Source organism: Pseudomonas sp. St386, assembly GCF_018325865.1.
GTDB classification, from domain to species: Bacteria; Pseudomonadota; Gammaproteobacteria; order Pseudomonadales; family Pseudomonadaceae; genus Aquipseudomonas; species Aquipseudomonas brassicacearum.
Genome location: NZ_AP021900.1, coordinates 297689 through 311432, shown reverse-complemented (window position 1 = coordinate 311432; position 13744 = coordinate 297689). Strand labels below are relative to the sequence as shown.

Below are 13744 nucleotides of genomic sequence, written 5' to 3'. Positions count from 1 at the left end.
CCCTCATGAGTTAACGCCAATTCAATCGCGCTTCGGCTCGCGGATCTTGTACCAGGCCACATACAGCGCCGGCAGGAACAGCAGCGTCAGTAGCGTCGCGATGATGATCCCGCCGATCATCGCGTAGGCCATCGGCCCCCAGAACACTTCCCGGGCGATCGGGATCATCCCCAGGCTCGCCGCAGCCGCCGTGAGCAGGATCGGTCGGCGTCGGTGCTCGGTGGCTTCCACCACGGCATCCCAGGGCTCGTAGCCGTCACGTTCGTATTCATCGATCTGGGTCACCAGGATCACCGAGTTACGGATGATGATGCCAATCAACGCGAGGATCCCGAGGATCGCCACGAAGCCCATGGGCGTGCCCGTCGGCACCAGCGCCAGCACCACGCCGATCAACCCGAGAGGCGCGACGCTCGCCACCAGGAACAGTTTCTGCACGCTGTGTAGCTGGATCATCAGGAAGGTCGCCATCAAGAACAGCATCAACGGCACGACACTGGCGATCGGCCCTTGGGCCTTGCTGCTCTCTTCCACCGTACCGCCCGTGGCGACCTTGTAGCCCACTGGCAGACCGGCAGCGAACTTGTCGATGGCCGGTTGCAATTGCTTGACCAGGTCGGTGGGCTGGATCTCGTCGCGCACGGCGGCCTTGATGGTGATGGTCGGCTTGCGGTCACGACGCCATACCAAGGGTTGTTCCAGTTCATAGCGCACCGTGGCGAACGCCAGCAACGGAATCGAGGTGCCGCCCGGGGTGACGATTTGCAGGTTCTGCAGGGTTTCCGGCGAACCACGCTCGGCATCTTCGGCACGGCCGACCACGTCGATCAGGTAAATATCGTCGTTGACCTGGGTCACGGGCGAGCCGCTGACGATGCTGTTCATCAGCCTGGCCACATCATCGGAAGACAAGCCCAACTGCCGCGCCTTGTCCTGGGCGATGTCGATGCGCAGCACCTTGCCCGGTTCGTTCCAGTCGTAAATTATTTCGCCAATGTGCGAGTTCTTGTCCAGCTCGGTGGCCAGTTCGATAGCATGCTTGCGCACCTGGTCGATGTCCTTGCCACTGACCCGGTACTGGATCGGCCGGCCCACCGGCGGCCCCATTTCCAGGGCCTGCACGTAGCTGCCAATCCCGACGAAATCCTCGCGCAGACGCTTTTGCAGGCGCTCGGTGAGGGCCGTGCGCGACTCCAGGCCCTTGCTGACAATCACCAGTTGCGCGTAGTACGGGTTCTGCAGTTGCTGGTCCAGCGGCAGGTAAAAGCGAATCGCGCCTTCGCCGATGTAGGTGCTCCAGCGCTCGATATCCGGGTCGCCCTTGAGGGTCGCTTCCAGGCGATCGACGGCCCGGCGGGTCTCGTCCATTGAGGCGTTCTGCGGCAGGTTGAGGTCCACCAGGATTTCCGGCCGGTCCGAGGACGGGAAGAACTGGTTCTGCACGAAGCGCATGCAAAACACCGACAGCACGAACAGCAGCACGGTAATGCCGATGGCCCACCAGCGATTGCGCATCGCCCACAGCAGGCCGCCGTTGAACGCCCGGCCGATCCGCCCCGGCTCGGCGCTGTGGGGTTTCACATTGGTGCTGAGGATGTGCACGCCGATCACCGGGGCAAACAACACCGCGACGATCCACGACACCAGCATCGCCACGGCGATGACTGCGAATAGGGTAAATGTGTACTCACCAGCGGAACTGGCGTTCAGGCCGATGGGCACGAAGCCGGCCACGGTCACCAGGGTCCCGGTGAGCATCGGGAACGCTGTCGAGGTATAGGCGAACGTCGCGGCCTGGTCCTTGCTGTCGCCTTTTTCCAGGCGTGTGACCATCATTTCCACGGTGATCATCGCGTCGTCCACCAGCAGGCCGAGGGCGATAATCAACGCACCGAGGGAAATCCGCTGCATGGTGATGCCGCTGTATTCCATGAACAGGAAGACCATCGCCAGCACCAGCGGAATCGAGCAGGCCACCACCAGTCCGGCCCGGACGCCGAGGCTGACGAAGCTGACGACCAGGACGATGATCACCGCCTCGAACAAGGCACTGGTGAAGCCGCCGACCGCCTCTTCCACCACTTCGGCCTGGTCCGACACGGTATGCACGCCAACGCCTACCGGCAGGTCAGCGGTCAGCTCGCTCATGCGCGCATGCAACGCCTTGCCGAAATCCTGGATGTTGCCGCCCTTCTTCATTGCGATGGCGAGGCCGATGGCCGGCGTGCCGTTGAAACGGAACATCGGCGTGGCAGGGTCAACGTAACCGCGGCTGATATCGGCGATGTCGGCCAGTCGATAGAAGCGGTCATTGAGCCGCAGGTTGACGTTGGCCAGGTCTTTTTCGGATTGGAACTGCCCGGACGTGCGCACGGAAATCCGCTCGGGTCCGGCATCGATGACCCCGGCCGGGGTCACGGCGTTCTGGGTTTGCAGGCTTTGCACGACTTGTCGTTGATCGATCCCCAGGGCGGCAAGTTTGCGCGTGGAGAAGTTCAGGTAGAGCACTTCGTCCTGCTCGCCCACCATCTCGACCTTGCCCAGGCCCGGGACGTCATGGATCTCGGCGCGCACCTGTTCTACGTAGTCGCGCAACTGGCGCATCGACAGGCCATCGCCAGTGAAGGCGTACACCGAACCGTAGACATCGCCGAACTCGTCGTTGAACCCGGGCCCTTGCAGGCCGTCAGGAAAATCGCCGCGAATGTCGTTGATCTTCTTGCGCACCTGGTACCAGATCTCGGGGATATCCTTGGCCCCGGTGGTGTCGAGCAGGTACACGAACACCGTCGACTCCCCCGGTCGGGTGTAGCTTTTGACGTAGTCGAGGGAATCGAGCTCTTCGAGTTTCTTCTCGATGCGATCGGTGACCTGCCTGAGGGTTTCTTCCTGGGTCGCGCCAGGCCAACGGGTCTGGATGACCATGGTCTTGATGGTGAACGATGGGTCTTCTTCGCGCCCCAGGTTCATGTACGAAAACACGCCCATCAACAATGCCACGAACATCAGGTACCAGACGAACGACTGATGTCGCAGGGCCCATTCGGACAGATTGAAAGGCCCTTTCATCGTGCTTCCTCGTCGAGTTTCACTTTCTGCCCCGGCTGGAGACTGTTCACCCCGGCGCTGACCACGCGATCGCCGGCCTTGATGCCGTTGGCCACCAGCACCGAGCTGGCCGAACGTTCGAGAATCCGCACGTCACGGGGCGAGACGGTCTGGCTGTGCGGGTCGACCAGCCAGATCCGCGCCTTGCCGTCGATCTCTTGCAACGCGCTGAGTGGCAGCTCGATGCGCGGTTCGATGGTCGAGCTCAGGGTCACGCTGATGGCCGTGCCCAGGCGAAAACCTGGCGGCGTATCGGCCAATGTCAGGCGCGCGCGGCGGGTGCGGGTGGCGCTCTGGGCCTGGGGTTCGATCTCGCGCACGGTGGCGGTGGTGTGGATGCTCGGGTCCAATTGCGCGGCGACCTCGAACACCACGTCCGCGGGCAGGCGCTCGGCCAGACCGGCCGGCAGGTCGATCACCGCCTCCTTGATGTCCGGGCGGGCCAGGGTCACCACTTGCTGGCCGGCGGTGACCACCTGCCCGGCTTCGGCATTCCAGGCCGTGACGACGGCGTCGTGGTCGGTGTGCAGTTCGCTGTAGTTGAGCTGGTCGCGGGCCTGCTCCACCGAAGCCCGGGCCTGTTCAAGGGAAGCGCCTGTGGTTTTCAAATCGGTCTGGGCGATATCCAACTGCGCCTGGGCACCGACGCCACGGTCGAACAATTGCTGCTGGCGGCGGGCATTGGCCTGGGCATTGATGTACTGCGCCTCGATCCGCGCCAGATCGCCCTGGGCGGCGCGCAACTGGTTCTGCTGGTCGGTAGGGTCGAGCGTGGCAAGCAGGTCGCCCTTCTTCACCTCCGCGCCGACGTCGACATTGCGGCTGGCGATCCGTCCTGGCACGCGGAAACCCACGTCGCTCTCGTAGCGCGCCTGGATATTCCCGGCGAACCGCCCAAGCGCCTGCTGGTCGAGGGCCCTGACTTCAATGGACAACACCGGGCGCACCGGTTCGGGTGGCGCTTCTTCCTTGGAGCAGGCAGCCAGCAAGAGGCCGGCCGAGACCATCCATAAACGCTTCATGGCTGGGCTCCCGGCCTGGTTTTTTCAGAGGTGTTTTCAGCGATCTCGACGCGTACGCCGGGGTGTAGCAATTGCCCGCCTGCGGTGATGATTTTCTCACCGCCCTTGAGGCCATCGCTGATGATGACTTTGCCGGTCAGGTAACGGCCGACGGTCACCGTCTGCAACTGCGCCTTGCCCTCACCATCCACCAGCCACACGGCCGGGTCACTGAGGTTCTTGGTCAGGGCCGACCAGGGCAGCTCGAAGGCGGTCTTGCCGGCGGATTTGGCCGTGGCACTGACCACCGAGCCCAAGTGCATGCCTTCGGGTAAATCATCGAGGGTGACCTTGACCTGCACGGTGCCGGTCTGGGCAGACACCGCCGGGGTGATCTCACGCACCGTGCCGGTGGTCTTGATGGCGGGGTTATCCAGCAAACTGATGGTGATTGCAGGGTCCGACGGCGGTTCGCTCAACAGCGATTCGTAGATGTTGAACACCGCGTCGCGTTCGCCATCCCGGGCCAGGCTGAAGATCGGCTCCGTGGCCTGCACCACCTGGCCGACTTCCGCCTGACGCGCCGTGATGATGCCCGGTGCCTCGGCAATCAGTGCGGTGTAGCTCAGTTGCTCGCGGGCGTTGGCCAGTTGGGCCTGGGCAGCGGTCAGCGCACTCTGGCTACTGCGTAGTTGAGCCTGGGCAGCGTCGTATTCGCTCTGGCTGGTGTAGCCCTTGGGCAAGAGTTTCTGCTGGCGCACGAACGCCGCCGCACTCTGCTTGACCCGCGCCTGCTCTGCAGCCACCTGGGCCTCGGCGGAGTCGACGTTGGTCTGCAGGTCCCGAGGATCGAGCCGGGCCAGCACTTGCCGGGCCGAGACCCGGGCGCCGACATCGACCTTGCGTTCGATGATCTTGCCACCCACGCGAAACGACAAGTCAGCCTGCACCCGCGCCTGGACATCGCCGGTCAGGGTCACAGAAGCGGCGTATTCGCTGGGCACGGCTTGCTGCACAAAAACCCGTGGCAGGGCTTTTTCCACAGGCTTGTCATCACCGCATCCGGCCAACATCGCACAGAGGCCCAGGCCAACTATCAGTTTGATTCGGGGACCAGCCATGCAGACTCCTTTGCGCTGTACGGACGTACCAGTGACGATACGACTGTGAGCTTAGAACAGGGTTCAACGAATACAACAGGAGCACAAATCAGGCAAACTGATCGTCTCCTATGGACCCCTGCAGCAGGAGTCTGCTCATGCTCAAGACCCTGGCGGTGGCCAATTACCGCTCCATCAACAAGTTGGTAATCCCCCTGGGTCGGCTGAACCTGATCACCGGTCCCAACGGCAGCGGCAAGTCCAATCTGTACCGCGCCCTGCGCCTGTTGGCAGAGACAGCCCAGGGCGGAGTGGTCAACGCCCTGGCCCGCGAAGGCGGACTGGACTCGACCTTCTGGGCCGGGCCGGAAGAAATCAGCCGGCGCATGCGTAACGGCGAAGTGCCGGTCCAGGCGATTGTGCGCCAGGGCACCAAGCGCCTGCGCCTGGGCTTCGCTGGGGAAGACTTCAGCTATTGCATCGCCCTGGGCTTGCCGGAGCCCAGTCTTTCAGCATTTTCACTGGACCCTGAAATCAAGCGCGAATGCATCTGGGCCGGCCCGGTGTTTCGGCCGGCCAGTCTGCTGGTGGACCGCAACGGGCCGATGATCCGTGCCCGCGAAGGCCGCTCCTGGGATGTGCTGGCCCAGCACACGCCGACCTTCGACAGCCTGTTCGACCAGGTCGGCAGCCTGCGTACTTCGCCGGAGGTCCTGCAGATGCGCGAGTTCATTCGTCGCTGGCGCTTCTACGATCATTTTCGCAGCGATGCCGACGCCCCGGTGCGCCAACCGCAACTGGGCACCCGCACGCCGGTGCTGCACCACGACGGACGCGACCTGGCCGCCGCGTTGCAGACCATCCTTGAAATCGGTGACGTCGAGGCCTTGCATGCCGCCATCGGAGACGCGTTCCCCGGAGCCCACCTGCACATCGAGAAACTGCAAGGCGGACGTTTCGCTATCGCGTTTCAACAGCATGGCCTGCTGCGCCCGTTGTCCGCCGCCGAACTGTCGGACGGGACCCTGCGCTATCTGTTGCTGGTGGCCGCCCTGCTCACACCACGACCGCCCTCGCTGATGGTGCTCAACGAACCGGAAACCAGCCTGCACCCCGATCTGTTGCCGGCCTTGGCGCGGCTGATCATCCGGGCTTCAGTCAATTGCCAGGTCTGGGTGGTGTCCCACGCCACGCGCCTGATCGCCGCCCTGGAGCAGGATGAGGGTTGCAATTGCATCGTGCTGGAAAAGGAGCTTGGGCAGACCGGGATTGTCGGGCAGCGGGTGTTGGATGAGCCGGCGTGGCATTGGCCGGACTAGCCAGCGCCTGATAAACCGAATCGCGAGCAAGCTCGCTCCCACACCCCGAATTTGCCGCGAAGGACAAAGACGACTACTTTTCTTTTCGCCGAAAGACGGATTTTTAAGTACCCCTCCAAGGGAGCACTGTTTTTCACCCGGCCGAACCATCACAAGGAAGAGAACATGGCTGACGTAAAAGTGCCGCAGCGACTGGAACCGCAGGAAATAGTGAAATTGTTGGTGGCGTTGCGCAGGGCGTTGAAGAGCGGGGTGGCCTGAGGGGAACGATCACGCCGACGCTGTATCAGCCGTCGGCGCTTGAAACCGTGACAAGGTTTACCGCGCGAATCAGAACGCCGGCAGTACCGCGCCGCTGTATTTCTTCTCGATGAACGCCTTCACTTCAGGGCTGGTCAGGGCCTTGGCCAGTTTCTGGATGGCCGGGCTGTCCTTGTTGTCCGGACGGGCCACCAGGAAGTTGACGTAAGGCGAATCCGCACCTTCGATCACCAGTGCGTCCTTGGCCGGGTTGAGACCCGCTTCCAGGGCATAGTTGGTGTTGATCAGGTCCAGGTCGACCTGGTCCAGCACACGCGGCAGCATGGCCGATTCCAGTTCCTTGAACTTGAAGTTGTGCGGGTTCTTGGCGATGTCTTTCGGGGTCGCCAACGCGTTTTTCGGGTCTTTCAACTCGATCAGGCCTGCCTTCTGCAGCAGGATCAGCGCACGGCCGCTGTTGCTGCCTTCGTTAGGCAACGCGATGGTCGCGCCATTTGGCAGATCAGCCAGCTTTTTGTACTTCTTCGAGTAGCCGCCGAACGGTTCGACGTGAACGCCGATCACGGTCACCAGATGGGTGCCTTTGCCTTCGTTGAAGTTCGTCAGGTACGGCAGGGTCTGGAAGTAGTTGGCGTCCAGGCGCTTCTGATCCACCTGCACGTTGGGTTGGACGTAGTCGGTGAAGACCTTGATTTCCAGGTCCACGCCTTCCTTGGCCAGGGCTGGCTTGATCAGCTCGAGGATTTCAGCGTGGGGTACAGGCGTGGCCGCCACGACCAGTTTTTCCGCGGCCTGGGCCAGGCCCGAGGCCAGGGCTGCCGCCAATGCGGTGAACAACAGAACCTTTTTCATGCAGTGTCCTTATCGAATATCACTGTCGTCATGGACGACGGCCAACGAGGGAGTGCCAGCTAAGTGCTATCGCTGGCGTGATGCGGAAGATACCGATATTTTTTATGCCTTAAAAATATTTTTTATGGACGGACATATATCAATATTGCATATAACAAAAACATACGGAGGTACCTTCGTCATGCAAATCGGATGTCCGAGCCTCGCTTCCTGACTTCACCGTAAATATCTTCGGGGGCTTCAGCTCGCTCATGATTGCTGAACCATTCGTCCGCCTGTCGAAGATACCCTTTGGCCTTTTCAATGTATTTTTCTCTCTCGATTGTATAGGTGACGCCTTTAACCGGGTAATTGGCGTAGCCGACTACATCCTTGGCCGTCAGCACGTTGGCGAGATCGTCTTGCAGGCCGATGAAGTTGCGCTGGCCTTCCCGAACCAAAGGGCTCGCGGCCTTGGAGTAGCCGCCAGCACGTGTCGCGCGCACATTGCTGCGACCCAGCGTCACCACGTCACCGAGCGAATCAACGGTTTTGCGCAGGGCTAGCGATGTCCCCCTTCCCAGCAATTTGCCGGCCAGCGCAGCCCCGCCGGAGACGGCGCCCAAGGCAAGGCTGGTGTAGCTCAGGATTTGAGCGGCAACGGCGTCCGGCGCGGCCTCTTCCAACACCACCGACGCAATCGATACCGCGCCTCCCACCACCTCCAGCGTCAAGGCCGCCGCAGCCGAAAACGACACCCCTACCAATGGCGCGGATGCGCCAAGTGTCGCAATGGTGAATGCAACAGAGGCGATCGCGAAAGCAGCAGTAAGGCCGATCTTGATCCAGCCCCAGGTAGAAATATGACCGGTCGGATCGCTGAGATTGATCGGGTCTGCGAGGCAATAGGCATAGGGGTTCAGGCCACCGCCATCAAAAGGACTCCAACTGTCGGGCCTATGAAATCGCATCAGTACCGGATCGTAGGCCCGATAGCCATTGCCAAGCAGGTAGCAGCCAGTGACCGGATCCAGCGGTTCGCCGCCGAAACCGAACAGGCTGCCCAACCCGTCTCCCCCCGGGCGTTGGCCATAAGGCGAATAGGCGTGATGGGGATTGTCGCCGCCAGAAAGTGCTTGCAGGACATTGCCGCAGCCATCGGTTCTGAATAACGCTGTCTCTTGCCCCTGCAACAACGCCAACAACTGTCGTTCTTCGCGAACGATGCTGCGACTGCCCTTTTCCGTTACCTCGCTGGATAACTGCTCTTCTCGGTAGAACCGGCGATACGGCTCCTGCCCCGTCAACTCAACGGCATGAAGCCGGTCCGAAGCATCGTACCGATAGCGCGCCAATGTCGACCTTGAGTCAGCCGAACTCACGCGCTCCAGGCGGCCCAATTCATCGTAGGTCAGCTGGCGACCCCATGAGTCGTTGAGCAAGTTGCCGTCGTCGTCATATCGGAAGGTCGAATTGGCGGACACATAATCGCGATGACTGTGGGTAACAGCACTCAGTTGCGTTTTGTCAGCCAGGTCATATCGGTACGTGGCGGTGTTCTCGCCGCCCGCGAAACGCGTGACGACCCGCCGGATATTATCGAGATAGTCATAGGTGTAATCCTGCGACGTGATGATTTTGCCCTGTACGTCCACGGGCGCCTGCGGGCCTTGACAGGCGTAACGGGTCAATCGGCCCCGCAAATCATAGGCAAACGTCTCGACACGCAGCACCCCGTTTGACTTGAGCGTACGCCGGCTGAGCTTATCCCCCGGGCCGAACGACTGGGCGACCTCGACGACGTCATTGGCCGAGGAGGCGGAACGTCTAAGGATTTCGCGGCCAAACTCGTCGTATACCAGATCGGTGACCATCGAAAGGCCTGATCGAGGATCGGTGACGGTGATGCACTTGACGAGCCCTTGGGCGTCGTACGAATAGGTGGCGGTGATGCGTTCTTGAGCGGAGGCGCTGACTGGGCCTTGTGTGACTCCCGACAGGCGTCCCGTTTGATCATAAAGACAGATGCGGGCCATGCCGTTGACGTCGGTATGGCCAATCGGCTTACCCATCAATGAATAGGTTTGCTCACTATCGAACCGGTCAAGCGCAGTGACCCAGGATTCTCGGCTGAGCCGGCCTGAAGGACCATATTCCATACGCCGCTGCACCAGCGAATTGGCCGCTTCCTGAAGCAAGCCGGTGTGCGGATCAAACCGATGCTTCGTGGCGACGGATGCCTGGCTGCCGGAGCGGCTGGTGATGCAATCATCGAGCATTGGATCAAGTGTGAACCGCAGCTCTTTCCCGGCGGGAGTGCGCTTGCGCGAAGCGTTCCTGCTGGAACCCGCATAGCTCATTCGTTCGCTGCGACCGCCGCATTGATTGTCGGTAATGCGCATCAACCCATCGTAGGCACGAGTTCCCAGTACATAGCCGTTCGCGCTGATTTGCGTGGGGTGATCAGCCTGACTTTGCAGCGCGTACTTTTTCTCGATGACAGTACCGTCCGGTAGAGTCGTACTCAGCACACGGCCAGCCAAATCGTATGTGTAGCGGGTAACCGCACCGTCGGAAGCGATTTGCCTGATACACCGTCCCAAGCCATCGTAGTCATAGACAGTGACCTCCCGCACAACGCCTGACAGATCCATACGTTCGACGCGCGCTGGTTTCTCCAGAGCGTTAAGGAATGTACAGGTCTTGCCGCCACCATCCGTCCAGTGGGTACGAGTGCGTGCCACAGGATCGATCTCATCATGAACGATCACTTGCCCACGACGATTGGTACGGTTCTGATGCCCCCACTGGTCGTAGTCGTAAAGCGTTTCCAGCGTTTTCGGCTCGCCGTTGAACCAATCGATTTGTTTATCCGACTGCAGGCGACCGAGGCCGTCGTATCGGGCCTCATAAACGACCCGCATCGGCGCGCCGGGCATATCGACGTCCTGTTTCTCGACGTTCAGGGTGCGACCCAGTCCGTCGCTGCGGGTCACTGTCAGGCCGCCGCGGGCGTCCTTGACAGTGACGGTGGCATGACCGCCGGGCGCCGACTGATAGATGAACTCACGCAACGCAGAGTGGCCGGTGTCGGGCATTACCGTTTCACGGGTCAACTGCCCCAGCGAATCGTATTCCATGCTGACCACGCAGCCACCGGCCTCACTGCTCTTGATCAACCATCCGCATACGTCATGCCAGTCCTGTCGTAGATGGCTCAGTCCTTGGGCGCTAAAGGTCTGGTCGGTGCGAACGTTATCGTTTTCATGTTGGTAGGCGTAACGATATTCGCTCCGCACGCCACCTACCGTTTCAACTTTGCTCTGCAACCGCCCATGAAAGACGTCACTAACGTTGTTGATGTATTTCAACCGACAGTCCACCCGTGGCTCGCTGATGCCCTCTTCGTAGAGTGTTTCACTGGCGAGCCGAACACAGGGACGCCCAGCAAGCAGTGAGGGCGATTGGCTGTAGGTGTAATGAACGACGGTGGTAGGTGCGGTGGCGAAATCAGGCGAAGGGTGTATCGACTTGCGCTTGAGGAAACAAGGCACGCCTATGGGGCTGGGTGGACAATCCACGCATCCTTGTGCCGGGAAGTACTCATAAATCTCCCGGGCACCGCATGGACTGGTTTTTTCCAACAGGTTTCCATGCACGTCATAAGACGTCCGGGTGGTCTCCGTCCGGACGTTGCTGCGCCCCATATCCTCAGTCGCGCTGGTGTTGAAAAAAAAGCTGTCATGCACGGCGCGTTGCATCTGGAACTGTGGAGGCTGATTGCTGAAAGCCTTATCGGGCACATCGTGATATTGGATCTCCCGCAGTTGCATCGTGCTGCCGCAGATCGTCCTTTGTGAAATCATCGAATGGAAGCGGTTGTAGGTACGAATAATTCGTGAGTATTCGCGTCGACCGTTTCTATCAAGGATCCACTGAATCTGAGTGCAGGAGTATTGATAATCGCTACTGACGCTATAAAGCACATCACGCTCAGCGGACCAGCGAAAACCTGAGGCATTGCCAAGGAAGTTTCTAGGCGAATACTGGTATGTATTGATAATCGCCGGCTGGTCTCCGCCGGGAAACATGACCGATTGGGTGACGTACGGCATGTCGGGGACTGGTGCACCGTCGGGTAGCCTATGCCCCTGACTCTTGTACGTGAGACTTTCCTGGGCACCGTTTGGCTGATGAACTTCGCTCATCACCAAGAAGCCATTGATCGGGGAATAGCCAAAGTTCCAATTCAACTCGGTATTTTCAGCGGTAACCAGCTTGATGCCCTGGAGCTCTCCAAGCCGTAGCGCAAGCAGGTACTGAAGCCTCTTGGAGGGAATATCCGGCCACACGGTAATTGACGGTGGCTCCGGGCTGTTCAGGGCATAGTCGATATGCAAGACCCGTCGACGCTGATGATGGACCGTCGCCAACTGTCGCGTTCCGGACAGGAGATGATACTGGTAGAGCGTTTCCTTGCCATCGGGCCAATACTCGCGCTCCAGCAGCCACTCGTTATAGGTCGCGCTGGGGCGTGAAAGAATTTCAATCCTGCCATCGATGTGCTTAATAAGCATTTCATTGTCTTGTATCGTGACGAGTAGGTTATCGAGCTTCTTATCAAGGAAAGTTACCTGGCCACCGCTGATAAATAGCTGATAGGTCTCTCCGTTCGTCAATGTCAATTTACGTCGACGTTGATCGTAACTGCAGGTACGAAGAGACCAGCCGGTTCCGAGGCCCAGATTCCTATCATTGAAGCAATCGTATGAAAGGGTCAGTGAGACCTTCGGGCCGCCGGCTGCCTCAGCCGGCACCGCGTCCAGCGCCACACTGCAGCTGTAGGTACCGGTACGGGGGTCCACACCCGAACGGACAAAACTATCAAACTTGAAGGCAGCCGAAGTTAACTGCCCGGAAGGAGAGGTTGAGTTACTCATGGGATCGTCCTTGAAAACGTCTTTTTATTTATCGATGAATCCGGACCAAAAGCGGATCATCGGTTAGCTCCAAGCGCAGTTGGTGAGGATTCCCATACATATCTTGAAATTCCATAAGCGTGTTGGATACAGGGTCTCGGACCCACACATCCCCCCGTGTTTGCCGTAGGCAAGTACCAAAGCAACCTGCCCTTCTTCGCTGCGACTCCCTCCCAACGCATCAGGTCGCTCCCACCTCGGAGCCCCGCCTGTTCGCATATACCTGCCATTGCCATAGCCAACCAGGTAATAACCTGTGTATCGGCGATCCGAGCTTCCTATCCGCGGATGAGTGCCGATATTGAAGCCCGTTACGAACTCAATTCGCTGCTGATCAATGATCAGTTCCAAGACAAAAACCTCGACCTTTTCAATGTCACGCGAGGTGGAGGCGTAGGGGGCCGAAGTGCGATTGAGCGAATACTGTTCTGCCCGATAAACCGCCACAGGAAGCGAATACAATTGAAGAGATGCCAGTTCGGTTTTCGTATCAAACTGGAACATCTCGCCGTCCGCCCGCGTTATTCGCGGCCGCACTCTAATGGGTGTATACGAAGTGCTGCTGACATAAAAATCCACTACATAGACGAACGGTCCCGGCGGTACCGAACCAGGCACAGGGCCGTTGTGAGGCAGTTCGCGAAATCGACTATCTTGGAACTCCATGTACTCCCATACATGGGTACCCTCCGGGCCGTATCTGTTTTTTTTGGACAAAGGCAACCCACTCGATGCATCGACCAAAACGATGGAGTCAAGTTCGGACTGGGTCAGGGGAACTCTCCTATGGAACGCATCTGCCACCGCGACAACTACCCTGACCTTCAGCTGTTGACGACCATTCCTATATACTCGGTTACCACCCGACACTGAAAAAATCTTGAACTCTTGCAACTCGAACCATGCAGGAGCATTTGCCACGACAGACGTATCATTTCCAAACTGCATTTTAAACCTCGACCTTTAGTTAATGAATTCGCAAGTCAAAACTGCTTGCGCCATTCAATTAACGGCCACAAAACCTCCGTAAATCAAGCGGACAAATCAAACATATTATTTATATTAAAATATATAACTTAACGACTGACATAACATTATCAAGGCAATACTTTTAATACTCACATAACAAATCGCCCCGACGGCAC

General features: G+C 59.3%; 7 protein-coding genes. 1 reads left to right on the top strand and 6 read right to left on the bottom strand.

All coding sequences use genetic code 11. The annotated features are described in order from the left end of the window. Positions 1–21: 21 nt before the first annotated feature. The 3 genes from KI235_RS01315 to KI235_RS01305 are packed head-to-tail and all read right to left on the bottom strand — an operon-like array spanning position 22 to position 5230. Complete coding sequence (locus tag KI235_RS01315) at positions 22–3069, bottom strand: efflux RND transporter permease subunit (RefSeq protein ID WP_003196619.1); 3048 nt, start codon at positions 3067–3069, stop codon at positions 22–24. Next, positions 3066–4130: an efflux RND transporter periplasmic adaptor subunit gene (locus KI235_RS01310; RefSeq protein WP_003196618.1), complete on the bottom strand. Its 1065-nt coding sequence runs from the start codon at positions 4128–4130 to the stop codon at positions 3066–3068. The genes KI235_RS01315 and KI235_RS01310 overlap by 4 nt, the downstream gene beginning before the upstream one ends. Beyond that, positions 4127–5230 (bottom strand): efflux RND transporter periplasmic adaptor subunit, encoded by a 1104-nt coding sequence (locus tag KI235_RS01305; RefSeq protein WP_003196615.1) that lies wholly within the window; start codon positions 5228–5230, stop codon positions 4127–4129. Before KI235_RS01305 ends, KI235_RS01310 begins: the two co-directional genes overlap by 4 nt. Before the next feature lie 137 nt (positions 5231–5367). Here KI235_RS01305 and KI235_RS01300 point away from each other — a divergent pair, with 137 nt between their 5' ends. Then, on the top strand, positions 5368–6528 hold the full coding sequence (locus tag KI235_RS01300) for an AAA family ATPase (RefSeq protein WP_003196612.1): 1161 nt from the start codon (positions 5368–5370) through the stop codon (positions 6526–6528). A 330-nt stretch (positions 6529–6858) separates the two neighbouring features. Here the strand turns inward: KI235_RS01300 and KI235_RS01295 are convergent, their stop codons facing one another. From KI235_RS01295 to KI235_RS01285, 3 genes are all read right to left on the bottom strand, one after another. After that, positions 6859–7641 (bottom strand): MetQ/NlpA family ABC transporter substrate-binding protein, encoded by a 783-nt coding sequence (locus tag KI235_RS01295; protein ID WP_003196610.1) that lies wholly within the window; start codon positions 7639–7641, stop codon positions 6859–6861. A 179-nt stretch (positions 7642–7820) separates the two neighbouring features. Further along, the gene (locus KI235_RS01290) at positions 7821–12560 is read right to left on the bottom strand and encodes an RHS repeat-associated core domain-containing protein (protein ID WP_212795449.1); all 4740 of its coding nucleotides are present in this window, start codon (positions 12558–12560) and stop codon (positions 7821–7823) included. A gap of 63 nt (positions 12561–12623) precedes the next feature. Next, on the bottom strand, positions 12624–13547 hold the full coding sequence (locus tag KI235_RS01285) for a hypothetical protein (RefSeq protein WP_212795448.1): 924 nt from the start codon (positions 13545–13547) through the stop codon (positions 12624–12626). Positions 13548–13744 lie beyond the last annotated feature (197 nt).